Annotated in this window: 19 protein-coding genes; 15 read left to right on the top strand and 4 right to left on the bottom strand. The window is 56.6% G+C overall.

Translation table 11 applies throughout. From position 1 onward, the window contains the following. Positions 1-36: 36 nt before the first annotated feature. From dnaK to radC, 3 genes are all read left to right on the top strand, one after another. Positions 37-1,944 (top strand): molecular chaperone DnaK, encoded by a 1,908-nt coding sequence (dnaK, locus tag ACR0DU_RS04920; RefSeq protein ID WP_170471036.1) that lies wholly within the window; start codon positions 37-39, stop codon positions 1,942-1,944. A gap of 74 nt (positions 1,945-2,018) precedes the next feature. After that, positions 2,019-3,170: a molecular chaperone DnaJ gene (gene dnaJ / locus ACR0DU_RS04915; protein WP_480872801.1), complete on the top strand. Its 1,152-nt coding sequence runs from the start codon at positions 2,019-2,021 to the stop codon at positions 3,168-3,170. A gap of 159 nt (positions 3,171-3,329) precedes the next feature. Further along, positions 3,330-4,085, top strand: coding sequence for a RadC family protein (gene radC, locus ACR0DU_RS04910; protein ID WP_170471034.1), 756 nt, complete (start codon positions 3,330-3,332; stop codon positions 4,083-4,085). Between the two features lie 3 nt (positions 4,086-4,088). Here the strand turns inward: radC and ACR0DU_RS04905 are convergent, their stop codons facing one another. The 3 genes from ACR0DU_RS04905 to secA form a co-directional block, all read right to left on the bottom strand. Then, the gene (locus ACR0DU_RS04905) at positions 4,089-5,645 is read right to left on the bottom strand and encodes a phosphate ABC transporter substrate-binding/OmpA family protein (RefSeq protein WP_480872799.1); all 1,557 of its coding nucleotides are present in this window, start codon (positions 5,643-5,645) and stop codon (positions 4,089-4,091) included. 25 nt (positions 5,646-5,670) lie between these two features. Beyond that, on the bottom strand, positions 5,671-6,591 hold the full coding sequence (locus tag ACR0DU_RS04900; protein ID WP_480872797.1) for a hypothetical protein: 921 nt from the start codon (positions 6,589-6,591) through the stop codon (positions 5,671-5,673). A 100-nt stretch (positions 6,592-6,691) separates the two neighbouring features. Next, complete coding sequence (secA, locus tag ACR0DU_RS04895) at positions 6,692-9,409, bottom strand: preprotein translocase subunit SecA (protein ID WP_480872796.1); 2,718 nt, start codon at positions 9,407-9,409, stop codon at positions 6,692-6,694. 176 nt (positions 9,410-9,585) lie between these two features. Here secA and ACR0DU_RS04890 point away from each other — a divergent pair, with 176 nt between their 5' ends. From ACR0DU_RS04890 to mutT, 3 genes are read left to right on the top strand one after another with little or no spacing between them, the layout of a single operon-like run. Further along, positions 9,586-10,434 (top strand): peptidylprolyl isomerase, encoded by an 849-nt coding sequence (locus ACR0DU_RS04890; RefSeq protein ID WP_010442932.1) that lies wholly within the window; start codon positions 9,586-9,588, stop codon positions 10,432-10,434. 5 nt (positions 10,435-10,439) lie between these two features. Further along, the gene (gene argJ, locus ACR0DU_RS04885) at positions 10,440-11,666 is read left to right on the top strand and encodes a bifunctional glutamate N-acetyltransferase/amino-acid acetyltransferase ArgJ (RefSeq protein WP_480872794.1); all 1,227 of its coding nucleotides are present in this window, start codon (positions 10,440-10,442) and stop codon (positions 11,664-11,666) included. After that, positions 11,663-12,061: an 8-oxo-dGTP diphosphatase MutT gene (mutT, locus tag ACR0DU_RS04880; RefSeq protein ID WP_170471024.1), complete on the top strand. Its 399-nt coding sequence runs from the start codon at positions 11,663-11,665 to the stop codon at positions 12,059-12,061. Before argJ ends, mutT begins: the two co-directional genes overlap by 4 nt. A 57-nt stretch (positions 12,062-12,118) precedes the next feature. On the opposite strand, the gene ACR0DU_RS04875 is transcribed toward mutT, so the two are convergent. Continuing rightward, the gene (locus tag ACR0DU_RS04875; RefSeq protein WP_480872792.1) at positions 12,119-13,060 is read right to left on the bottom strand and encodes a sterol desaturase family protein; all 942 of its coding nucleotides are present in this window, start codon (positions 13,058-13,060) and stop codon (positions 12,119-12,121) included. A 368-nt stretch (positions 13,061-13,428) separates the two neighbouring features. Between ACR0DU_RS04875 and ACR0DU_RS04870 the strand changes: the two genes are divergently transcribed. The 9 genes from ACR0DU_RS04870 to ACR0DU_RS04830 all read left to right on the top strand — a co-directional run bounded on the left by ACR0DU_RS04870 (position 13,429) and on the right by ACR0DU_RS04830 (position 23,912). Further along, a complete protein-coding gene (locus ACR0DU_RS04870) occupies positions 13,429-15,372 on the top strand; it encodes an AMP-binding protein (RefSeq protein WP_170780349.1) in 1,944 nt (647 codons plus the stop codon). 75 nt (positions 15,373-15,447) lie between these two features. Next, entirely contained in the window at positions 15,448-16,266 is an 819-nt protein-coding gene (locus ACR0DU_RS04865) for an ABC transporter ATP-binding protein (protein ID WP_170399285.1), read from the top strand. A 29-nt stretch (positions 16,267-16,295) separates the two neighbouring features. Continuing rightward, positions 16,296-17,282 carry a branched-chain amino acid ABC transporter permease gene (locus tag ACR0DU_RS04860; protein WP_010442926.1) on the top strand — a complete coding sequence of 329 codons (987 nt, stop codon included), beginning with the start codon at positions 16,296-16,298 and terminating at the stop codon, positions 17,280-17,282. A 3-nt stretch (positions 17,283-17,285) separates the two neighbouring features. Then, entirely contained in the window at positions 17,286-17,543 is a 258-nt protein-coding gene (locus tag ACR0DU_RS04855; protein ID WP_010442925.1) for a hypothetical protein, read from the top strand. 3 nt (positions 17,544-17,546) lie between these two features. Then, positions 17,547-18,623: a branched-chain amino acid ABC transporter permease gene (locus ACR0DU_RS04850; RefSeq protein WP_170471018.1), complete on the top strand. Its 1,077-nt coding sequence runs from the start codon at positions 17,547-17,549 to the stop codon at positions 18,621-18,623. 76 nt (positions 18,624-18,699) lie between these two features. Beyond that, positions 18,700-19,983: an ABC transporter substrate-binding protein gene (locus ACR0DU_RS04845; protein WP_010442923.1), complete on the top strand. Its 1,284-nt coding sequence runs from the start codon at positions 18,700-18,702 to the stop codon at positions 19,981-19,983. An 88-nt stretch (positions 19,984-20,071) separates the two neighbouring features. Further along, positions 20,072-20,905 (top strand): ABC transporter ATP-binding protein, encoded by an 834-nt coding sequence (locus tag ACR0DU_RS04840; protein ID WP_029622175.1) that lies wholly within the window; start codon positions 20,072-20,074, stop codon positions 20,903-20,905. 19 nt (positions 20,906-20,924) lie between these two features. Continuing rightward, a complete protein-coding gene (locus tag ACR0DU_RS04835) occupies positions 20,925-22,142 on the top strand; it encodes a phenylacetate--CoA ligase family protein (RefSeq protein ID WP_480872789.1) in 1,218 nt (405 codons plus the stop codon). 105 nt (positions 22,143-22,247) lie between these two features. Then, positions 22,248-23,912 (top strand): ABC transporter permease, encoded by a 1,665-nt coding sequence (locus tag ACR0DU_RS04830; RefSeq protein ID WP_010442920.1) that lies wholly within the window; start codon positions 22,248-22,250, stop codon positions 23,910-23,912. Positions 23,913-23,986: the final 74 nt, after the last annotated feature.

Genomic DNA, 23,986 nt, shown 5'->3' with positions numbered 1-23,986 from the left:
TCGGGACATCGCCTTAAATTGAAAGGGATCAAAATTATGGGAAAAGTAATCGGGATTGACCTCGGAACCACCAACTCGTGCGTGGCCATCATGGATGGCTCGCAGCCGAAGGTCATCGAAAACGCCGAAGGGGCGCGGACCACGCCCTCGATCGTCGCCTTCACTGAAGATGAGCGCCTGGTCGGTCAGCCTGCAAAACGTCAGGCGGTCACCAACCCCGACAACACGATCTTTGGCGTCAAGCGCCTGATCGGTCGTCGCGTGGATGATGCCGAAGTCGAAAAAGATAAGAAAATGGTGCCGTACGCCATCGTTGATGGCGGCAATGGCGACGCGTGGGTTGAAGCCCGCGGTGAAAAGTACTCCCCAAGCCAGATCTCGGCCTTCACTCTGGGCAAGATGAAGGAAACCGCAGAAAGCTATCTGGGTGAGGAAGTCACGCAGGCGGTCATCACCGTTCCGGCATATTTCAACGACGCCCAGCGTCAGGCCACCAAAGACGCCGGTAAAATCGCCGGTCTGGAAGTGCTGCGGATTATCAACGAACCGACAGCGGCTGCGCTGGCCTATGGTCTGGACAAAGAAGAAACCCAAACCATCGCGGTCTATGACCTTGGTGGCGGTACCTTTGACGTGACCATTCTGGAAATCGACGACGGCCTGTTCGAAGTGAAGTCGACCAACGGCGACACCTTCCTGGGTGGTGAAGACTTTGACATGCGCATCGTCAACTACCTGGCGGATGAGTTCAAAAAGGAACACGGTGTCGATCTGTCCGCTGACAAGATGGCCCTGCAGCGTCTGAAAGAAGCCGCTGAAAAAGCCAAGATCGAGCTGTCTTCGACCTCGCAGACCGAAATCAACCAGCCGTTCATCTCGATGGGTTCGAACGGTCAGCCGCTGCACATGGTCATGAAACTGACCCGTGCCAAGCTGGAATCGCTGGTTGCGGACCTGATCAAGAAGTCGATGAAGCCGTGCCAGGCTGCTCTGAAAGACGCCGGTCTGTCGGCTGCTGACGTGGACGAGGTTGTTCTGGTCGGTGGTATGACCCGGATGCCGAAAGTGATCGAAGAGGTCACCAAGTTCTTCGGTAAAGAGCCGCACAAGGGTGTGAACCCGGACGAAGTGGTTGCCATGGGCGCCGCCATTCAGGCCGGTGTTCTGCAGGGTGACGTCAAAGACGTGGTACTGCTGGACGTGACCCCGCTGTCACTGGGCATCGAGACGCTGGGTGGCGTGTTCACCCGTCTGATCGACCGCAACACCACGATCCCGACCAAGAAGTCTCAGGTCTTCTCGACCGCCGAGGACAACCAGAACGCCGTAACCATCCGCGTGTTCCAGGGTGAGCGTGAAATGGCTGCGGACAACAAGATCCTGGGTCAGTTCAACCTCGAAGACATCCCGCCCGCACCGCGCGGTATGCCTCAGATCGAGGTGACTTTTGACATCGACGCCAACGGCATTGTCTCGGTTTCGGCCAAAGACAAAGGCACCGGCAAAGAGCAGAAGATCACCATCCAGGCCTCGGGCGGTCTGTCCGATGAGGACATCGAAAAGATGGTCAAGGACGCCGAAGAGAACGCGGAAGCCGACAAGGAACGCCGCGAGCTGGTCGACGCCAAGAACCAGGCGGAAAGCCTCATCCACTCGACCGAAAAGTCGATGGAAGAGCATGCCGACAAGGTTGACCCGACCACCATCGAAGCCATCGAGCTGGCGATTGCCGCGCTGAAGGACGAGCTGGAAACCGAGAATGCCGACAAGATCAAATCCGGCATCCAGAACGTCACCGAAGCCGCCATGAAGCTGGGCGAAGCCATCTACAAGGCGCAAGCCGAAGAGGGTGAGGATGCGCCGGCGGCAGCCGATGAGGCACCGGGTGAAGACGACATTGTCGACGCCGAGTTCGAAGATCTGGACGACGACAAGCGTAACTAACGGGTAACCGGGCCAATATGGGCCGGTCCGGTTGCCGGGCCGGCCCAATTACGTTGAGGCAGAAGGAAGAACTGATGTCCAAACGCGACTATTACGAAGTGCTCGGCGTGTCCAAGGGCGCTTCGGCGGATGAGATCAAGAAAGGTTTTCGCAAGAAAGCCAAAGAACTGCATCCCGATCGCAACAAGGACAATCCTGATGCCGAAGCGCAGTTCAAAGAGGCCAACGAAGCCTATGATGTGCTGCGCGATGGCGACAAAAAGGCGGCCTATGACCGCTTTGGCCACGCTGCGTTTGAAAACGGTATGGGTGACGGAGGTCGTCCCGGTGGCGGTTTTGGCGGCCAGGGCGATTTCTCCAGCGCGTTCTCAGACGTTTTCGACGACTTGTTCGGCGACTTCATGGGCGGCCAACGTGGCGGCGGCGGTGGACGTCGTGCAGCCCGCGGATCTGACCTGCGCTATAACCTTCGGGTTTCGCTGGAAGAGGCTTATACGGGTCTGCAGAAAACTATAAATGTACCGACCGCCGTGGCCTGCTCTTCATGTGAGGGTACTGGGGCTGAGGGTGGGGTTGAACCCACCACCTGCCCAACCTGTTCCGGTATGGGCAAGGTGCGCGCGCAACAGGGCTTCTTCACCGTTGAACGCACTTGTCCGACCTGTTCCGGTTTGGGTCAGATCATCAAGAATCCCTGTAAATCGTGTGGCGGTGCTGGTCGTGTTGAAAAAGATCGCGCGCTATCTGTGAACATTCCAGCGGGCGTTGAAACCGGTACCCGCATCCGTCTGGCCGGTGAAGGCGAGGCTGGCATGCGCGGTGGCCCTCCGGGCGACCTCTATATCTTTGTCGAGGTTTCGGATCACAAACTGTTCGAGCGTGACAGCGTGAACCTATATTGTCGCGTTCCGGTCAGTATGGGTAAAGCGGCGCTGGGTGGCTCGATCGAAGTTCCTACAATCGATGGTGGTCGCGGCCGCGTTCAGATTCCGGCAGGCAGCCAATCCGGACGTCAGATGCGTTTGCGAGGCAAAGGCATGCCCGCGTTGCGTGGTGGTGGTATCGGCGACATGTTCATCGAACTGGCCGTGGAAACTCCGGTCAATCTGACCAGCCGCCAGAAAGAGCTGCTGCGTGAGTTTGACGATTTGGGTGAAGATAACCACCCGGAATCGAAAAGCTTTTTCTCTTCTGTGAAGTCCTTCTGGGATGGAATGAAGGGTTAAACCGGTTAAGCAGGGGGGCTCTGCCCCCATCGCCCTCTGGGCGGCTCCCCCGAGATATTTATGGCCAGATGAAGCGTGGGACCCGTGTGTTGCCGATCCGACGGGCAGGGATAAGGCGCGTTAACTTTTCGGAAACCGATTCTGCGTCAGAGTGGGGTTATGACCCAAGACGCCTTTGCCGAAGCCCCCATGCTGTTCGATACGGATGAAGCACCGGCGCAGCCGCTGCCCGTTGGTCGGTTACCCTCCTACATCAAAGACCATCGCAAACGGCTGCGCGAAAGGTTCATGTCTGGCGGATCAGCAGCGATGCCGGATTATGAACTGCTGGAGCTGGCTTTGTTCCGATCCATCCCGCGTCAGGACGTGAAACCGCTGGCACGTGCTCTGATGGATGCGTTTGGCGACTTCAACCGCGTGTTGACGGCGCCTGAGGAACGGCTGCGTCAGATAAAGGGGATCGGGGACACGGTGATTACCGATCTGAAAATTCTTGAGGCCTGCGCTCATCGGATGGCACGAGCGCGGGTGATTCAGCGGCATGTGATTTCGGGCTGGGATGCGCTGCTGGATTATTGCCACACGACGATGGCCCATCGCGAGACCGAGCAGTTTCGGGTGTTTTATCTGGACCGGAAGAATGTACTGATCGCAGATGAAGAGCAGGCGAAGGGCACAGTGGATCACGTACCGGTTTATCCGCGTGAGGTGGCGAAACGCGCGCTGGAGCTGAATGCGTCAGCGTTGATATTGGTGCACAACCATCCCTCAGGTGACCCGACGCCTTCACAATCTGACATCGACATGACCAACCGGATTCAGGATGCTTGCACGGCGCTGGGGCTGACCTTGCACGATCATTTGATTATCGGCAAATCGACAGAATTGAGCTTTCGCGCGCAAGGATATCTTTGACCGCTATCGAATCCATACTTCGACCCGGCGGTTCACCTTGCGGCCCCATTCGGTGTCATCGCAGGCCATTGGCATCGCTTCGCCAAAGCCCTCAACCGCTATCTCGAGACTCGCAGGAATACTCGTTTCGATTGCCGCCAGCACCGCGTTACGAACGGTTTTGGCCCGCTGCAGAGCAATGCGCGTGTTGGATGTGGCAGCCCCGTCGCCATCGCTAAACCCTACAAAAGTCACCTGTCGCGCATCCAGCCTACCGCTTTCCAACACCTGCGCGAGCTGCAGGATATTTGAGCGGGATTGCGCATCGGGTCGCGACGAGCCGGGCTCGAAGCGGAAGGACAAAGATAACCGGGACAGAGGGCGGAGGGTTTCGATCATGCGCTGTAGTTCTTCCAGTCCAACTTCGGTTCCGCCGGTGCTGACGGCATTGACCAGCCGCTCGCCTTGTAACGCCATCCCGATGGTCTCGGGTGATTGATCGACAAATCCGACTTGCCGGATCACCATTTGTGCAACGCCACTTTGGGTGTAGGCCAGAAATTGCCGGGCGAGCCGCGGCAATCTTCTTTGCGGCAGGTAGATAAACATCGGTGCGGTGAGCGGGTAGTCCTCGGTCTTTACTGATTGCCTCGTCGCCGAGAGGGTATGACCGCAGCCACCGGTCAGTGGCAGCGCTCGCGCTTCGCCCGTCTCAGCGAGGCTGGCGATACCAATTGCGAAAGGATCACCTGAGATCGCGCGTACAAGATCGCTGTTGCGAGCATGAAATGTAACGTCTGCTGAGATCGGCGCATCGACCGGTGCCAGCAACAGATCTTCTATGGCCTGCGTGAGGCCAGATCCGGCTTTCGGCAGGTACAGAGAAATGGGTGCATCGGGACCGCCAAGATCGGACCAGTTTGTATTTTGTCCCGTGAAGATTTTGGCTAAGTCTGCGGGGGATATCTGACGTATGGGATTGTCGTCAGATACAATCGGAACAATCGCATCCAGTGCCAAGACCCTTGACCGGCGTGCCTGAGTCAGATCACCCAATCCAGCGTCGCGGTTCAACTTAGTCTCGTCCGGCCGAATCTCGCGTTGGGCAAGAACGATATCCGCCGTGCCCTTCGCAAGATCGGCAAACCCCTGAGAGGTGCCGGTCACAGAGAAGGTAAACCTGGCCAAAGGTGCAAAGCGGTCAGGATGATGCAATGTATACTCACGTTGGGTTACGGCAGTCTCTGAAACAGATGCCGACAGACCTTCTTGTACGGCAAAACCCTGCACGAGTGCCGGCATCAAAGTTTCTGCCATAACGGATGAACCTGAAAATCGCACTTCGGCGACAAAATCGGTCAGATTGGGGCAGGCTGGTCCATCACATGTAACGCCCGAGCCATCGATCGTCAGTTCGCCAAACTGCGTATCGACGCGGTAAAATTCACCATCATACCCAAGCAATGTGCCGACGACTTCGACCTTGCCGTCGTGTGAGGTCAGAGTGATGTCTTGCGCGGACGCTCCCTGTGCCAAGGACAAGGACAAAAGCGCGACAAATGCCGCACGAAGGATTTTCATTGTGGACCGTTGAATTGCCTGCTGCCTATTTGGCAGCAATTGTCAGGTCTGTGAACAGATTATTCAACACCAGAAAATCACCAGCCGTTTCGCAACCCGGCATATCCAATGTCAGATCGCGGGATCTTAGGCGTTGATCCGCGCGCCATTCCAGCGATTGCACGTTCAGAGGTTTGCCGCAATTGGCATCGGTGACCTCAGTTTCGACTGATAGGGTGATCGAACCCGTCTCGGTCGCGGATTGTATCGGGAAGGAATAGACTTCAATATTGCGTGCAATGTCAGAGCCGCCCTGTCCAAGATGGATCACCGAACCCTCACCGCCGGCCTCAGAGCCAGACCATACGTGGCCTTTTTCTCCGTAGCCTGCGCCGAATTCCAATGCGTGCAACTGCAGCTCTGTCTTACCCTGCCATTGTAGGGCGATCCGGTTGAAGTCGTTGATCTCTGGCACATGCGTTGTTGCAACTGTACCTTTGCCGTCGCGCAGAGAGATCAGGAATATGGCGTATTCGGACAGCGCCGGAACAGTCAGGTTCAAGCCACCAAGCGCATCGGTTTCGGTGCTGAATACCAGCCCGTTATGATGAACTTCGATGGTTGCATTTGCATGGCACGGGGCCTTGACTCGCAACCGTGCATTCGCACCGGGTACAGCCAAAGCGCGCGCGCTTAGATCACAGTTGGATGGCAAACGGCTTTGTTCGGGAGCTGGAAGCGAGGATTTTGGTTGAATCTCATTGTGCGCTTCGGTGGGGGAGGAAGAAGTCAGAACAACGCTTTGCAACCCGGCAAGGTCCGCGCCATGCTCAGAGATCGACGCGACACGCGCGCCGCTTGGTTCAGCGCTGGGTTGCTGCGCTGATCCGCTTTGCATCAGATATCCGATGGCCAGGGCGCAGGCAACAGTTCCGCCCGTGGTCACATAGTTCTTTATTACAAACAAGACACCCTCCCCAGTTGAAGGAGCGACTCGTAACTTGCATCTGAATCAAGGCCAATATGTGGCCTTGAGGCGGACTCATTGTGTTTGAAAGTGGATGACGTTAGGTCAATCTACCGTGGCAATGTTTGAACTTTTTGCCTGAACCACAGGGGCAGGGATCATTGCGCGACGGATTTCCCCAGGTTGTAGGGTCATCTTCGACAAAGCCTGGGCGGGCATCGCCCGAAGCTTGCGCCTCGGCCACTGCTTCGGCCTGTCCCGTCGCCTTATCCACTGCCTGCTGGGCCTGGGCCTGCTGCGCGGCCATCTGCGCCAGCATTTCCTTCTGTTCCTCTTCGCTGAGCGGGCGAACGCGCGACAATTGCTGGGTCACGGTTTCACGCAACGAATCGAGCATCCCTTCGAACAGCTGGAAGCTTTCGTTCTTGTATTCGTTCAGCGGGTCACGCTGGGCATAGCCTCGGAAAGCCACTACCGAGCGTAAATGTTCCAGCGTCAGAAGATGTTCGCGCCATTTGCCGTCGATGGTTTGCAGCAGAACCTGCTTTTCGATGTTACGCATGTTCTCGGGGCCGAAGGCGACGGCTTTCTGTGCCATCATTTCATCGGCTGCCTTGATCAGGCGTTCGCGGATCTGTTCGTCATCCACTCCCTCTTCGGCGGCCCAGTCCTGAACCGGTGCATCAATGGTAAGTTTGTCCTTGACGGCCTCATGCAGCCCCTCGGTATTCCATTGATCAGCATAGGTTTTCGGCGGCATGTATTCGTCGATCATATCGTCGATCACCTGCTCGCGCATATCCGAAACCACATCCGACAGATCGTCCGCTGACATGATCTCGCGTCGCTGGCTGAACACGACTTTCCGCTGATCGTTCATCACGTCGTCGAATTTCAGAACGTTCTTGCGCATGTCGAAGTTGCGACCTTCGACCTTGGACTGCGCCCGTTCAAGCGATTTGTTCACCCAAGGGTGAATGATCGCCTCGCCCTCTTTCATGCCCAGCGTGGTCAGGACCTTGTCCAGACGTTCCGAACCGAAGATGCGCATCAGGTCATCTTCGAGGCTGAGGTAAAAAACCGTGCGGCCCGGATCACCCTGACGTCCAGAACGTCCGCGCAGCTGGTTGTCGATCCGGCGGCTTTCATGGCGTTCTGACGCCATCACGTAAAGACCGCCAGCCTCTAGCACCTTTTCCTTTTCTTCCGCGTGCTTGGCTTCTTCTGCCGCACGCAACTCGGCCGGGTCAGCCTCGGGGTTTTCGGCCAGCGCCTGAAGCACCTTCATCTCGACATTGCCGCCCAGCTGAATATCGGTGCCGCGGCCCGCCATGTTGGTGGCGATGGTCACCGCGCCCAGACGGCCTGCATCGGCCACAATCTGGGCTTCCTGTTCATGCTGGCGGGCGTTCAGAACGTTGTGTTCGATTCCCTCTTTATCCAGCATCTGGCTGATCACTTCGGACTTTTCGATCGACGTGGTGCCGACCAGGACCGGTTGACCTTTTTCACCGGCCTTTTTGACCTGTTCGATGATGGCGCCGTATTTCTCACCCGTGGTGCGATAAACTTGATCGTCCTTGTCCTCACGCGCAATCGGCTTGTTAGTCGGAACCTCGACCACGCCCAGACCATAGATTTCCTGAAATTCCTCGGCCTCGGTTAGCGCGGTGCCGGTCATGCCCGACAGCTTGTCGTAAAGGCGGAAATAGTTCTGGAAGGTCACGCTGGCCAGCGTCACGTTCTCGGGCTGAATCTGCACGCCTTCCTTGGCTTCGATGGCCTGATGCAGGCCTTCAGACAGGCGACGACCCGGCATCATCCGACCGGTGAATTCGTCGATCAGCACGACATTCCCATCCCGGACGATATAGTCCTTGTCGCGTTGGAACAGTTTATGCGCGCGCAGGCCCTGATTGACGTGATGCACCACAGTGGTGCTTTCAGGGTCGTACAGCGAATGCCCTTCGGGCAGCAGACCCGCCGAAAGCAGTTGCTGTTCGAGAAACTCGTTGCCTTCATCGGTGAAGGTCACGTTGCGGCTTTTTTCATCCAGAGAATAATGATCGTCCTGCAATGTCGGGATCACCGCATCGATGGCAGTGTACAGATCCGACCGGTCCTGCGCAGGCCCCGAGATGATCAGCGGGGTCCGAGCCTCGTCGATCAGGATCGAATCCACTTCGTCCACAATCGCGAAATTGTGGTGTTTCTGATAAACCTGCTCCAGATCTGCCTTCATATTGTCGCGCAGATAGTCGAAGCCGAGCTCGTTGTTAGTGGCATACGTGATGTCGCAGTTATACGCGGCCATTTTCTCGGCATCGGGCTGACCTGTCCAGATCACGCCTGTGGTCATGCCCACGGACGCGAACACCTTGCCCATCCATTCCGAGTCGCGCTTGGCCAGGTATTCGTTCACTGTAACCACATGCACGCCCTTGCCGGTCAGGGCGTTCAAATAGGCGGGGAGTGTGGCGACCAGAGTCTTTCCCTCACCCGTCTTCATTTCCGAGATATTGCCCTGATGCAGGAAGATACCCCCCATCAACTGCACGTCAAAGGCCCGAAGACCCAGCGCGCGCTTGGCCCCTTCGCGGACATTGGCAAAGGCCTCAGGCAGCAGGTCATCCAGATTTTCACCGTCCAGCGCCCGTTTGCGCAGCTCAGCGGTCTTATCGATCAGGCCTTCGTCGGTCAGTTTCTCGAACTCGGGCTCCATCGCGTTGATCTTTTCGATCAGGGGGCGGGTCGCCTTGATCTTGCGGTCGTTCGGTGTTCCGAACACCTTTTTGGCGAGCGTTCCGAGTCCCAGCATGTTCACTCCAGCGGATCTGTTCTTATCGTGGTTGCGACAGGCTTGCCCACCTTGCGCGCAACCCATAGATACGGGGGGTGAAAGGCGGCCCTGTCCAAGGCTTCAAAGCGATGTAAGCGGCAGGTTCTAAAGTGTCAACGCTGCGCCCTGTCGCGGCAAAGAAATAGGATGATTCCATGCCCAAAGGCCTCACTTTTCTGCCATCGCTGGCGCTTGCTGCCGTGATGGCCCTGCCGTTGGCCGCCGAAACCAAGCCCGATGCCTCGACCGTCGTGGCGCGCGTGAATGGTGATGAGATCACATTAGGTCACGTCATCGCCACCGCGTCTGCTCTGCCCGCGCAGTATCAGCAGTTGGAAGACGACGTTCTTTATGACTTCATCCTTGAACAACTGGTCCAGCAACACCTGTTGGGTCAGCAACAGGATGCTCTGAACCCTCTGAACGCATTGCGTCTGGAAAACGAAACGCGGTCCCTGCGTGCGGTACAGACGGTTGAGGCGATCACCGCTGCCGAGGTTACGGATGAAGCAATCCAAGCCGCCTATGATGCGCAGTTTGCCGAATTCGAGGGCGAGGACGAATTCAACGCCAGCCATATTCTGGTTGAAAGTGAAGACGAAGCCAAAGCCATCAAGGCCCAGTTGGACGAGGGCGCGGATTTCGCCGAATTGGCGAAAGAGAAGTCCACCGGCCCCTCGGGACCCAATGGCGGTTCGCTGGGATGGTTCGGTAAAGGTCAGATGGTGCCCGAGTTCGAAAACGCGGTTGTAGCTTTGGAAAAAGGCAGTGTTTCGGAACCCGTCCAGACGCAATTCGGATGGCATTTGGTTGCTCTGAACGATAAACGCAAAACGCAGGCCCCGGAACTGGCCGTCGTGCGTGATGAACTGGCCCAAACCATCCGGCAGGACGCGATTCAGGCCAAAGTCGACGAGTTGACGCAGCAGGCAACGATTGAACGTCCAGCGCTGGAAGGGGTTGGACCCGAGGTCATGCGCCAGATCGAGCTGCTGCAGGAGTAACGCGCGTGGCGACGATCACCAAGGTATCACCATTGGCCCCAGAGGCCTTTCCTGAATTGCCTGCCATCGACGGCGTACGTTTTGCCACGGTTGAGGCGGGCGTCCGCTATCAGGGCCGCACTGACGTAATGATGGCGGTGCTGGATCCGGGCACATCGGTGGCTGGGGTTTTCACCCGTTCAGCCACGCGCGCGGCGCCAGTTCTGGACTGTCAGGACAAGATCGGCGGGCCGTATGACGGGCCTGCGGCAATCCTGGTGAATTCAGGCAATGCCAACGCATTTACTGGTCATTATGGACAAACATCGGTGGCCGAGGTGACGCAAGCCGTCGCCAAAGCCACCGGCGTGGCGGTGGAGCGGGTCTTCACCTCTTCCACCGGAGTCATCGGCGAGCCGTTACCCCATGACCGCATCGTCGCCCAGCTTGAGGCCTTGAAATCCGGCCTAAATCGGCACGCCATCGAAGACGCGGCGCGGGCGATCATGACCACGGACACCTTCCCAAAAGGGGCATCCGCGCAGGCTGAGATCGATGGTAAAACAATCTCTATCGCAGGGATTGCGAAGGGCTCCGGCATGATCGCGCCTGATATGGCGACGATGCTGGTCTATATCTTCACCGACGCCCATGTCGAACAATCCGCCCTGCAAGCAATGTTGGGTGCTCAGACAGATCGGACCTTCAACTGCATCACCGTCGACAGTGATACCTCGACCTCTGACAGCCTGCTTCTGTGTGCAACCGGAGCCTCGGGCGTTGATGCCACGGGGAATGAGGCGTTTGCGCAGGCACTTGAAACTGTGATGTTGGACCTTGCGCAGCAAGTGGTGCGCGACGGTGAGGGGGCCACAAAATTCGTAGAAATTCGTGTGACCGGAGCTGCAACGGACGCTGACGCCAAAATCCATGGGCTGGCCATTGCCAACTCGCCTCTGGTCAAAACCGCCATTGCAGGCGAAGACCCGAACTGGGGTCGTATCGTCATGGCCATCGGTAAATCCGGCGCTGCTGCTGACCGCGATCTTCTGAGCATTTCTTTCGGCGACATCCTTGTCGCCGAAAAAGGCTGGGTCAGCCCCTATTACCGCGAGGAAGACGCCGCCGCTTACATGAAAGGCCAAGACCTCGTGATCGCAGTCGATCTGGGATTGGGTGAAGGTAAATCCACTGTTTGGACTTGCGACCTGACCCACGGCTATATCGAGATCAACGCGGATTACCGTTCATGAAAACAATCTTAGTGTCTGCGGTGGCTCTGATCGACATCGAGGGCCGCGTCCTGCTGGCCCAACGCCCCGAAGGCAAATCTATGGCCGGTCTTTGGGAATTCCCAGGGGGCAAAATCGAACCCGGCGAAACCCCTGAGGCTGCGCTGATCCGCGAATTGCACGAGGAGCTGGGTATCGACACCTGGGCGTCGTGCCTCGCGCCCCTGACTTTCGCCAGCCACAGCTATGACGATTTCCACCTGCTGATGCCGCTGTTTGCCTGTCGCAAATGGGAAGGCATCCCGCAATCGAAGGAAGGGCAGGCGCTAAAGTGGGTACGCGCGAATGATCTGAGAAATTACTCGATGCCTGCGGCGGATGTTCCGTTGATCCCGATTTTGCGGGATTGGCTATAGGCACAGGGTGAGAGCCACTATTCCAGAGGGCTACAGGGGCTCACCTCTCAAGTTTGTTCAACCCCGTTGAAAAATCCGAGCTGCTTTCATCAGTGGCTCGACATACACGCCGTATAGGGTCCGATAGTCTTCAGTTTCCGGTCCGATGCCAAACTGTAAATCTTCCCGGCCTTTGGGAACATAGAGCGTACCGCCCATCCGGTCCCAAACCGCCAATCCACCGCCCATGTTTTTGTCCCAATGTTTGGGGTCGCTCGAATGATGGATCTGGTGCATGGCCGGTGATATCAACCATTTCTCGATACGTGGCCCATAGCTGACCCAGATGGGACTGTGGCGCAAAACACCACCGATGAGGTTGGACCCGAAGAATATGACATTTGCGCCACCGATCTGATAGGCGGTCAGATGATCACCAAACAGACCTATGAAGACACCATTCACGATAGCCGCCGCACCTACTGCTCCGAAACCGAAAAATACCGCATCGAATGGATGGTGCCGCTCGGCGGTTGCAAAGTTCAGATGCTCTGCCGAGTGATGTATCTTGTGGAATTCCCAAAGAAACGGAACCTTGTGCTGTAGATAGTGCATCCACCAGCGCATAAAATCATTCACGACATACAGCGTGACGGTCAGCGCGACGGCGACCCAAACCGAGCCACCCTCGCTTTGAAGGTCTGCACCCAAAGACCGGATACCATCAGCGACGACAGGGGTCAGTTTCCAGAGTGTGTTGACGATCCAATCGAGGGCAAACACAAAGATGATCGGATTGAGAAGAAGGATTACATAATCAATGAAGGCCGAGCGGGAGCCCCAGACTTCTTTCTTGAAGAAAACCGAATGAAATCTGCGGTCATCTCCTCCCAATCGATGGGCGACGATTGCGATGCTCATACCACACAGGACATACACCCAAAAATGCCGCAGGTTTGCGTTATCCGCAAAGCCCGAAATTTTGGATATGGCTATCTGAGCAAGTTCTGAAAAGTCCATTCCGCGGTGCCTGTACCAAATTCACTGCATAACTGTATAGATGTAATCTCACTTAATACCGGCGGAAATGTGGCGCAGCCCTCCCCTTCTTCCGCTGTTCGGAGTGCTTTATCTAAATTCGATACACCAAAGGGCTTGGCCTGAGCAGATTTGGTCGGATCCCGGATCTCGACATGCCGACACGGTGCCCTGTTACAATTCGTAAGAATTGAGAAAACATCAGGCAAAACTTGACGCTGATCTTTTCCGCGTCCCTTATCGGGGCATCGGCGCCCGGGGCGTGTTCCCGGCTTGTCGTTTCCGGCCCGAGGAGGGGTCGGATGGGGAGGAGAGAAAGATTGGCTCAGACGCAGTCGGGCGCTGGTGGGATGCAGTCCCTTCCGGCGCTGTTACACCGCAATGTGACCCAGTTCGGGGATGCCCCGGCTTACCGCGAAAAGGAATTCGGGATCTGGCAATGCTGGTCCTGGGCCGAAACCGCCAAAGAAATCCGCGCCATTGCATTGGGTTTTCTGGAGATTGGCGTCGAAAAAGGCGATCATATTGCTGTCATAGGTCGTAATCGCCCGGCGCATTATTGGTCGATGGTCGCGGCACAGATGGTGGGCGCGATCCCAGTGCCGCTTTACCAAGACGCTGTTGCCGAAGAGATGACCTATGTGATGGAGCATTGCGGCGCAAAATATGTCGTCTGCGGTGATCAGGAGCAGGTTGATAAGGTCATTGAAATTCAGGAAAAAGTGCATCAGATCAAGCACATTCTGTATACCGATAAACGCGGGATGCGGAAATACGACCACAGCCAGATGAACGCGCTTGAAGACATTATGGCCGAGGGTAGTGCCGGCCACGCGCGGTTTGATGCGGAACTCGACAAGCGCATCGCCGAGATCACCTATGACGACACCTGCGTGATGCTCTACACTAGCGGAACGACGGGCAAGCCCAAGGGAGTGGTGCTGTCGAACCGGAATGTGATCGAAAGCGCCAAGAACTCGGCGGACTTCGATCATCTGACCCGGAACGAGGACATCCTGTCTTATCTGCCGATGGCCTGGGTGGGCGATTTCATCTTCTCCATCGGTCAGGCCTATTGGTGCGGCTTCTGTGTGAACTGCCCCGAAAGCGCCGACACGATGATGACCGACCTTCGCGAGATCGGGCCGACCTATTTCTTTGCACCGCCGCGCGTGTTCGAAACCCAGCTGACCAATGTGATGATCCGGATGGAGGATGCAGGCAAGCTGAAGCAGCGCATGTTCCATCATTTCATGGCCCATGCCAAAAAGGTTGGCGGGTTGCTGTTGGACGGCAAGCCTGTGGGCTTTGGCGACAAATTGAAATACGCGCTGGGCAACCTGCTGGTTTATGGCCCGCTCAAGGATACGTTGGGTTATGGCCGCTTTCGGGTGGGCTACACAGCGGGTGAGGCAATTGGGCCGGAAATCTTTGATTTCTATCGCTCTTTGGGCATAAACTTGAAACAACTCTATGGCCAGACCGAAGCAACTGTGTTCATCACCGTGCAGCCGGATGGTGAGGTGCGTGCCGATACGGTTGGTGTGCCCGCGCCAGATGTCGAGCTGAAGATCGATGACAGCGGCGAGATCCACTATCGCTCGCCCGGTGTGTTTGTTGAGTACTACAACAATCCGGACTCCACGGCTTCAACCAAAGATGCCGAGGGCTGGGTTGCGACCGGTGATGCCGGGTTCATCGAAGAAAGCTCGGGCCATTTGCGGATCATCGATCGCGCCAAGGATGTTGGCAAAATGGCCGACGGATCGATGTTCGCGCCGAAATATGTTGAGAACAAGCTGAAGTTCTATCCTGACATTCTCGAAGTCGTGCTGTTTGGCAATGGCAAGGATCGTTGTGTCGCCTTCATCAATATCGATCTGACCGCGGTTGGAAACTGGGCCGAACGCAACAACGTGGCATATGCGTCCTATCAGGAATTGGCAGGCCATCCCCGTGTGTTAGAGACGATTCGCGGCCATGTGGAAGCGGTGAACAAGTCGGTTGCGGCGGACGAAATGCTGTCGGGCTGTCAGGTGCATCGCTTTGTGGTTCTGCACAAGGAACTGGATGCCGACGATGGAGAAATGACCCGGACTCGGAAGGTGCGCCGTGGCTTTGTCGAGGAGAAGTTCCACGACATCATCGCTGCGCTTTATGACGGGTCTGGCCAAGTGTCGACCACCACCGAGGTGACCTATGAAGATGGTCGCAAGGGTTCGATTTCTGCGACGTTGGAGATTGTCGATGCACCGGTTGTGCCGGTCGTGCAGCACAAGGTGGCGGCGGAATGAGGGGGCTGACGTGCGCCGCTCGACCCGCGGTCATCGCCCCGCCCGCCGTCCCGTTTTTGTGTCAGGGAGGTTCTGATGCTGGATAACTCCGAAGGATATGTCACCGAAGACGGCCGCAAGATCGGCGGTGTGGTGATGGAGATGAAGAACATCACCCTGCGCTTTGGCGGTGTGGTGGCGATCAAGGATATCTCGTTCGACATTCGCGAAGGCGAAATTCGCGCGATCATTGGACCGAACGGGGCGGGTAAGTCCTCGATGCTGAATGTGATCTCGGGCTTCTATGTCCCGCAAGAGGGCGAGGTCTGGTTCCACGGGTCCAAGCGCCCGCCGATGCGGCCCTTCGAGGTGGCGCAGCAAGGCATTGCGCGGACGTTTCAAAACATTGCCCTTTTCGAAGGTATGAGCGTTCTCGACAACGTGATGACCGGACGCCTTGGCTTTATGAAGACGAACATCCTGCAGCAGGCCTTATGGAAGGGTAAGGCCGAGGCGGAAGAAACCGAGAACCGGGAAGCGGTCGAAAAGATCATCGATTTCCTCGAAATTCAGCACATCCGCAAAACGCCTGTGTCCCGTTTGCCCTACGGCTTGAAGAAGCGGGTCGAATTAGCGCGAGCGCTGGCGGCGGAGCCTAAGCTGCTGCTGCTAGATGAACCGATGGCCGGGATGAATGTCGAAGAGAAAGAGGATATGAGCCGCTTTATCCTCGACGTGAATGACGAGTTCGGCACCACCATCGCCCTGATCGAGCATGACATGGGCGTGGTGATGGACCTGAGCGACCGGGTGGTCGTGATGGATTACGGCAAGAAGATCGGTGACGGCACGCCGGATGAGGTGCGCAACAATCAGGAAGTCATCGACGCCTATTTGGGGGTCAGTCATGACTGACGCTCGGGCAGAATTGGGGAGGGGCTGGCATGCCTGAACAACTCGTATTTGCGATGGAGGTCATCCTTAACGGTCTGATGGCCGGGGTGCTGTATGCGCTGGTCGCGTTGGGATTTGTGCTGATCTACAAGGCGTCGGGGATTTTCAATTATGCCCAAGGAGTTATGGCCCTGTTCGCGGCGATGACGCTAGTCGGGATCATGAATGGGCAGGTACCATTTGCACATCTGATTAACGCCATCTTTGGCACGCATGTTCATTACTTTGGTTGGAACGTCCCCGCGCTGCTGGCGATCATTCTGACCATGGCGGTGATGGTACTGCTAGCCTGGGCCGTGCAGCGGTTCGTGATGCGCCATCTGGTTGGGCAGGAACCGATCATCCTGTTTATGGCGACCATCGGCCTGGCCTATTTCCTTGAAGGCGTGGCGGACCTGATGTGGGGGTCCGAGATCAAGACGCTGGATGTGGGTCTGCCACAGGGCATCAACCTATGGATTGACGAGACGACCTTCAACATCTTCGACTATGGCTTCTTCATCGACAATCTGGACATCGTGGCGACGATCATCGCGGCGCTGCTGGTGGCGGCCTTGGTCGCGTTCAGCCAGTACACCAAACAGGGCCGAGCGATGCGTGCGGTGGCGGATGACCATCAGGCGGCGCTGTCGGTCGGGATTTCGCTGAACTTCATCTGGGTGATGGTCTGGTCGGTTGCCGGGTTCGTGGCGCTAGTTGCAGGGATCATGTGGGGTACCAAGTCGGGCGTTCAGTTCTCACTGTCACTCATCGCACTCAAGGCGCTCCCGGTGCTGATGCTGGGCGGGTTCACCTCGATCCCCGGAGCAATCGTCGGTGGGTTGATCATCGGTGTTGGCGAAAAACTGTTCGAGTTTGCCATCGGCCCCTTAGTTGGTGGCGCGACCGAGAATTGGTTTGCCTATGTACTGGCGCTGATCTTTCTGGTGTTCCGGCCGCAAGGCCTGTTCGGCGAGAAGATCATTGAGAGAGTGTAGGGGATGACCAAGCTGATCGCCATCGTCAACGTGATTGCATGGGCCGGGTTCTGGGCCTTTGGCTACATCGCTCTGACGTCCAGTGATCTAAGTGAAGGCCAGCTTGTGATCGCTGTGCTTCTGGCTTTTGCCGGGCTTGTTATGGGCGTTCTCGCCTACATGAAACTGGTGCGCGCCTCTGAGGCGACCGGATACGCCAAGGGCTCCAATCAACTGGATGCCGCAGCCCGCAATCGGGCGCAGGAAGAATGGGGAAAGTAAGATATGTTCTATCGTGAGGCCGGAGACTTCAAAACCTCCTACATAGCGGACAGCCAGACTTTCCCGATCAAGTTTGACCGGTATCGGTACTACGTCGTGTTGGCAGTGGCGTTCGGGGTCATTCCGTTCATTATCAACGACTATTGGGCCAACGCACTGCTGCTGCCCTTCCTAATTTACGCCATCGCAGCGATCGGGCTGAACATCTTGGTGGGATATTGCGGGCAGGTCTCGCTGGGAACAGGTGGTTTCATGGCTGTGGGGGCCTATGCTTGCTACAAGCTGATGACGGCGTTTCCGGATGTCAGCATGTTCATCCATGTTCTGTTGGCTGGCGGTGTCACTGCGCTGGTGGGCGTGCTGTTTGGTCTGCCCTCTTTGCGGATCAAAGGGTTCTACCTTGCGGTGGCCACGCTAGCTGCACAGTTCTTCCTTGTATGGCTTTTCAACCGGGTTCCGTGGTTCTACAACTACTCGGCCTCTGGCCAGATCAACTCGCCCGAACGGGATGTGTTTGGCATCATCATCACCGGTCCGAACGCGCCTGCCTGGGCGACCTATCTGTTTTGCCTGATCTTTTTGACCTTCAGTGCGATCATCGCGCGTAACCTGACACGCGGCACTACGGGCCGAACATGGATGGCGATCCGCGACATGGATATCGCAGCCGAGATCATCGGAGTGAACCCGCTCAAGGCAAAGCTTACCGCCTTTGCCGTCAGCTCGTTTTTCGTAGGCATTGCAGGCGCACTGTTCTTTGCTGTCTATCTGGGCGCGGTCGAAGTGGGTGAAGTGTTCGGTATTCAGAAATCATTCCTGGTGCTGTTCATGGTAATTATCGGCGGATTAGGGTCTATATTTGGGTCCTTCGCGGGGGCGGCATTTCTGGTTTTGCTGCCAGTTGTCCTAAAGCTGCTGGGTGTCGATCTGCTGGGTTGGCCCACGGATATAGTTGCGCACCTGAATCTCGTGATCGTGGGCGCTCTCATCATCATATTCCTTGTTCTTGAACCCCACGGACTGGCGCAGCTTTGGCGCGTCGCGAAAGAGAAACTCAGACTCTGGCCGTTCCCGCACTAGTGGGCAGGCCCAATGAAAAGACGGGCGGCTGAAGCCCGAAACCCAACATCGGATCAACTAAGGGAGGAGACACCCGATGAAAAAGAAAATGGCTACCCTGGCGCTGGGCGCGCTGATGGCGGCAGGACCTGCGCTCGCAGATCTTGTGATCCCATCGCTCAGCTATCGTACGGGCCCATACGCTGCAGGCGGTATTCCATTTGCTGATGGCTATGCTGACTATTTCACTCTGCTCAACGAACGAGACGGGGGTATTGGCGGTGTTCCTGTCAACGTGATCGAATGTGAGACCGGCTATAACACCGAAAAAGGTGTGGAATGCTATGAATCAACCAAGGGCGAAGGCGCGTTGATTTATCAGCCCTTGTCGACGGGTATTACATATCAGTTGATCCCCAAAGTAACGGCGGATGACATCCCGCTGCATACAATGGGTTATGGCCGGACTTCGGCCCGCAACGGCAAGGTGTTCAGCCACGTCTTCAATTATCCCGCGAACTACTGGGACGGTGCCTCGGGCGCGATCAACTATCTGCTAGACGAAAATGGAGGCGATCTGAACGGCAAGAAAATCGCTCTGGTCTATCACAACTCAGCCTATGGCAAGGAACCGATCAGAACGTTGGAAGAGCTGTCGAAAAAGCACGGCTTTGAGCTGTCGTTGTTGCCGGTCGACCATCCAGGGCAAGAGCAAAAATCCCAGTGGCTGCAGATCCGTCGCGAAAAGCCAGACTTTGTCCTGATGTGGGGCTGGGGCGTAATGAACCAGGTCGCCATTCAGGAGGCTGCCAATATCCGCTTCCCGATGGAAAACTTCATCGGCGTTTGGTGGTCGGGCGCGCAGCATGACGTACTGCCTGCTGGCGACAAGGCGAACGGTTACAAGGCCGTAACCTTCCATGCCGTTGGTGATGACTTCCCTGTATTTGACGACATCAAGACGCATGTCGTGGATGCCGGAAAGGCCGCAGGCGCGGGAGATCAGGTTGGTACCGTTCTGTACAACCGTGGCCTCTACTCAGCGATGCTCGCCGCCGAAGCGATCAAGGACGCGCAGGAAGCAAATGGAACCGGGGATGTCACACCGGGTATGGTTCGGGACGCGATGGAGCAGCTGAACATCACCGAAGAGCGCATGGCCTCTCTGGGTATGCCGAACTTTGGTCCGACCTTCCAGGTATCGTGCGATAACCATGGCGGGCCTGGCTTGATCGGCGTCTCTCAGTGGGATGCAGGTACACAAACATGGAACCTGATCTCGGACTTCAAGCCAACCGATGGTGAGGTGATCGGTGCGCTGGTTGAAGAAGACTCGAGCGCATATGCAGCCGAAAACAACGTCGAAACACGCTGCAACTAAGGCCTGCTTCGACCATGAACTTAGGGGCGGCGGTAAGCTGCCGCCCCGATTAAACGGTCCCACGGGGCAGGCATGAGGATATGCGCTGATGCTGGATGCTGCACAAACCACTGATGTACAAGCCGAAACATTGCTTGAGGTCAACAATATCGAGGTGATCTATAATCATGTGATCCTCGTGCTGAAAGGCGTTAGCCTGACCGTGCCGAAAGGCGGTATTACTGCCCTATTGGGTGGAAACGGCGCGGGTAAGACCACGACACTTAAGGCGGTGTCGAACCTTCTGCATTCCGAACGGGGCGAGGTTACCAAAGGCTCGATCAAATATCGCGGGACCAGCGTGCATGAAAGCGATCCGGCTGTTCTGGTTGAAAAGGGCGTGATCCAGGTAATGGAAGGCCGCCACTGTTTTGAACATCTGACTGTCGAAGAAAACCTTCTGACCGGCGCCTATACACGCAAAGACGGCTCGGCTGCCATCCAGCAGGATCTGGAACTGGTTTACAATTACTTTCCACGTTTGAAGGAACGCCGCCGGTCGCAGGCCGGATATACTTCGGGTGGAGAGCAGCAGATGGTTGCGATGGGCCGGGCGCTGATGTCACGCCCCGAGACGATCCTGTTGGATGAACCCTCGATGGGTTTGGCCCCGCAGTTGGTCGAAGAGATTTTCGGCATTGTAAAAGACCTGAACGAGAAGGAAGGCGTTTCCTTTCTGCTGGCCGAACAGAACACAAATGTGGCTCTAAGGTTCGCTCATTACGGCTATATTCTGGAATCGGGTCGCGTTGTGATGGATGGACCTGCTGCCGAATTGCGCGAGAATCCTGACGTTAAGGAGTTTTATCTCGGCATGTCGGACGAGGGTCGAAAGAGCTTTCGCGACGTGCGCTCATACCGCCGTCGCAAGAGATGGCTGTAAGCGGGCAGAGGATATTTCGATGACCTATTTCGATAAGCTTGAAACCCGATCAGCAGATGAACGCGCAGCGGATCATGCGCGCGCTTTGCCTGAACAAATAAGTCGCGCGCAGGCAGCACCCGGATACAAGGATATCCTTTCTGATGTGCAGTCAGACGCAGTGACTGATATGCAGACGCTGGCGCAATTGCCGGTGCTGCGGAAATCTGACCTGACCAAGGCACAGGCTGGGCGGCCACCTTTTGGTGGGTTTACAGTGAAACCTGCGCGGAACTTCCAGCATGTGTTCCAGTCACCGGGCCCAATTTATGAGCCGGGCAGCACCGATTACGACTGGTGGCGCATGGGCCGCTTTCTGAATGCAGCAGGCGTGGGCCCGGGCGATATCGTGCAGAATTGTTTCGGATACCACCTGACCCCTGCAGGTATGATTTTCGAAAGCGGTGCCCAGGCTGTGGGCGCGTCGGTTCTGCCAGCCGGTACTGGGCAGACTGAACTGCAGGTAACCGCTGCGCGCGATGTGGGTTGCACTGCCTATGCCGGAACCCCGGATTATCTCAAGATCATCCTGGAAAAGGCTGACGCGATGGGTGTTGCTCTGCAGTTTTCGAAGGCGGTCGTGGGCGGGGGTGCGTTATTTCCTTCCTTGCGTCAAGAGTACGCGGATCGGGGCATAGCTTGCCTGCAATGTTATGCTACAGCGGATCTGGGTAATATCGCCTATGAAAGCCCGGCGATGGAGGGGATGATCATCGACGAACACGTCATCGTCGAGATTGTCACGCCGGGCACTGGCACACCCGTTGCACCCGGTGAGGTTGGTGAAGTCGTCGTAACCACTCTCAACCCCGACTATCCTCTGATCCGGTTCGCCACAGGCGATCTGTCGGCTATCATGCCCGGAGCCTCTCCGTGTGGGCGCACCAATATGCGCATCAAAGGCTGGATGGGGCGCGCTGATCAGACCACCAAAATCAAGGGTATGTTTGTGCGTCCCGAACAGGTGGCCGCACTGGTGGATAAGCATGACGAGATTGTCAAAGCCCGCGTTATCGCAGCCCGTCAGGGCGAGATGGACACAATGACCGTACAGATTGAAAGCCCATGCGAGAATGACGGTGCCTATGCCAAATCGGTTGCCGAGGTGCTGAAACTCAAAGGCGCGATTGAGGTCGTGGCCCCCGGTTCATTGCCCAAGGATGGGTTGGTGATCGAGGACCAGCGCGTCTACGAATAAGGGTCTGCGGCAGTATGTGCCGCAGATTTGTTTCCCGTCACACTGGTGTTTCTTAGCAATTTGGTCGATTAAAGACGGAACCTTCGGGATTCTCAGTCAGGCATCATGGCCGAAATCGAATATTCAGAATACGGAACACGCAATCGCGGCGCCTTGGGCACGCGTTTCGTGGGAGCTATCGCCTGTATTGTAGCAGCAGCTTGTCTGTTGCCGATGGTGGCCGTGGTTCTGGCAGCGGTGACCGGCGGAACGGACACCGTTTCCCACTTGTTAGAGACTGTACTACCCAGTTACGCTCTGACAACGATCATCCTTGTCGCGCTGGTCGCAGCGGGGACATTTTCAATCGGGGTCGGGGCGGCCTGGCTGGTGACCATGACCCGTTTCCCGGGGGTGAGATTTCTCGAAATTGCATTGGTGCTGCCGTTGGCCTTTCCGGCCTACGTTCTGGCCTATGCCTATACCTTTATCCTTGACCACCCCGGCATCGTGCAATCCACACTGCGCGATGTGACGGGCTGGGGGCCGCGCGACTATTGGTTCCCCGAAATTCGTTCGACCGAGGGCGCGGCGGTGATGTTGATCCTTGTGCTCTATCCTTATGTCTATCTGCTGGCACGGGCCGCGTTTTTGCAACAAAGTGCCACCGCCTTTTTGGCTGCCCGCGCCTTGGGGAACGGACCCTGGCCCGCTTTCTGGCGTGTTTCTCTACCTATGGCACGTCCCGCCATTGCGGGGGGAGTGCTGTTGGCTGTGATGGAGACCATCGCCGATTTTGGAACCGTCGCCTATTTCGGTGTCCAGACATTTGCCACCGGGATCTACACAAGCTGGTTTTCCATGGCCGACCGTGCCGCTGCAGCTCAGCTTGCCTTGTGCCTTCTGGGGTTTGCACTTGTGATGGCAATAGCCGAACGGACACAGCGTGGTAAGGCTAAATACTACCAAACCGGCAAACAGCATGCTGCCCAACCTGCTGCAGAGCTGAAGGGCGCAAAGGCGTTTGCCGCTTTTCTGCTTTGCGCAATTCCAGTTCTGTTCGGATTTCTTCTACCTGTTGTGATCCTCGTGCAGATGGGTCTCGAATCCGAACAAAACCTTCTATCACGCAGATATGTTGGGTTCATTCAAAATTCGCTAACGCTGGCCGGAACTGCAGCCGTAATCACTGTTTGCGCCGCCATCTCGGTCGGGTTCTATCAGCGCCTCAGACCCGGGCGTGGTTCTGCCACGGCGGCTTATCTGGCGCGGCTGGGTTATGCGGTGCCCGGTGGAGTGATCGCTGTCGGGCTGATCGTTCCCTTTGCCGGGCTAGACAATGCGCTGGATGCCTGGATGCGTAAAACCTTTGATGTTTCAACGGGACTGCTAGTTACAGGTTCGATCTGGTTGCTGGTCGCGGCCTATATGGTGCGCTTCCTCGCCGCTGCGCTCAGCGCATATGAAGGTGGCCAAAGTACCGTGCACTCGAATATGGACGCTGCCGCGCGATCGCTGGGGCAGACACCGCTGGGCACATTGCGCCGGGTGCATTTACCGATTCTGACCCCTTCGCTATTGACGGCGTTGCTGATCGTCTTTGTCGATGTCATGAAAGAATTACCCGCAACTCTTATCATGCGGCCCTTTAACTTCGACACATTGGCGGTACAGGCTTACCGGCTAGCTTCGGACGAGAGGTTAGAAGGTGCAGCGGTGCCGTCACTGGTTATCCTCGCAGTGGGGCTGTTGCCGGTGATCCTGATTTGCCGTCAGGTTGGACGCAGGTAGCACACGGTCGGTTCTAAAAATTCGTGTTGCGATTGCACTGGGCTTGATTCAATGACGATTTCCGGCAAGGCTTG

The sequence above is a fragment of the Ruegeria sp. G2 genome (assembly GCF_056533505.1).
This window is presented reverse-complemented; position numbering and strand designations above follow the sequence as displayed.

Bases quoted from the DNA above. Each gene is read 5' to 3' on its own strand.
- dnaK (WP_170471036.1), top strand. From the start codon at position 37: ATGGGAAAAGTAATCGGGATTGACCTCGGAACCACCAACTCGTGCGTG.
- dnaJ (WP_480872801.1), top strand. From the start codon at position 2,019: ATGTCCAAACGCGACTATTACGAAGTGCTCGGCGTGTCCAAGGGCGCT.
- radC (WP_170471034.1), top strand. From the start codon at position 3,330: ATGACCCAAGACGCCTTTGCCGAAGCCCCCATGCTGTTCGATACGGAT.
- ACR0DU_RS04905 (WP_480872799.1), bottom strand. From the start codon at position 5,645: ATGAAAATCCTTCGTGCGGCATTTGTCGCGCTTTTGTCCTTGTCCTTG.
- secA (WP_480872796.1), bottom strand. From the start codon at position 9,409: ATGCTGGGACTCGGAACGCTCGCCAAAAAGGTGTTCGGAACACCGAAC.
- ACR0DU_RS04890 (WP_010442932.1), top strand. From the start codon at position 9,586: ATGCCCAAAGGCCTCACTTTTCTGCCATCGCTGGCGCTTGCTGCCGTG.
- mutT (WP_170471024.1), top strand. From the start codon at position 11,663: ATGAAAACAATCTTAGTGTCTGCGGTGGCTCTGATCGACATCGAGGGC.
- ACR0DU_RS04875 (WP_480872792.1), bottom strand. From the start codon at position 13,060: ATGGACTTTTCAGAACTTGCTCAGATAGCCATATCCAAAATTTCGGGC.
- ACR0DU_RS04870 (WP_170780349.1), top strand. From the start codon at position 13,429: ATGCAGTCCCTTCCGGCGCTGTTACACCGCAATGTGACCCAGTTCGGG.
- ACR0DU_RS04865 (WP_170399285.1), top strand. From the start codon at position 15,448: ATGCTGGATAACTCCGAAGGATATGTCACCGAAGACGGCCGCAAGATC.
- ACR0DU_RS04860 (WP_010442926.1), top strand. From the start codon at position 16,296: ATGCCTGAACAACTCGTATTTGCGATGGAGGTCATCCTTAACGGTCTG.
- ACR0DU_RS04855 (WP_010442925.1), top strand. From the start codon at position 17,286: ATGACCAAGCTGATCGCCATCGTCAACGTGATTGCATGGGCCGGGTTC.
- ACR0DU_RS04850 (WP_170471018.1), top strand. From the start codon at position 17,547: ATGTTCTATCGTGAGGCCGGAGACTTCAAAACCTCCTACATAGCGGAC.
- ACR0DU_RS04845 (WP_010442923.1), top strand. From the start codon at position 18,700: ATGAAAAAGAAAATGGCTACCCTGGCGCTGGGCGCGCTGATGGCGGCA.
- ACR0DU_RS04840 (WP_029622175.1), top strand. From the start codon at position 20,072: ATGCTGGATGCTGCACAAACCACTGATGTACAAGCCGAAACATTGCTT.
- ACR0DU_RS04835 (WP_480872789.1), top strand. From the start codon at position 20,925: ATGACCTATTTCGATAAGCTTGAAACCCGATCAGCAGATGAACGCGCA.
- ACR0DU_RS04830 (WP_010442920.1), top strand. From the start codon at position 22,248: ATGGCCGAAATCGAATATTCAGAATACGGAACACGCAATCGCGGCGCC.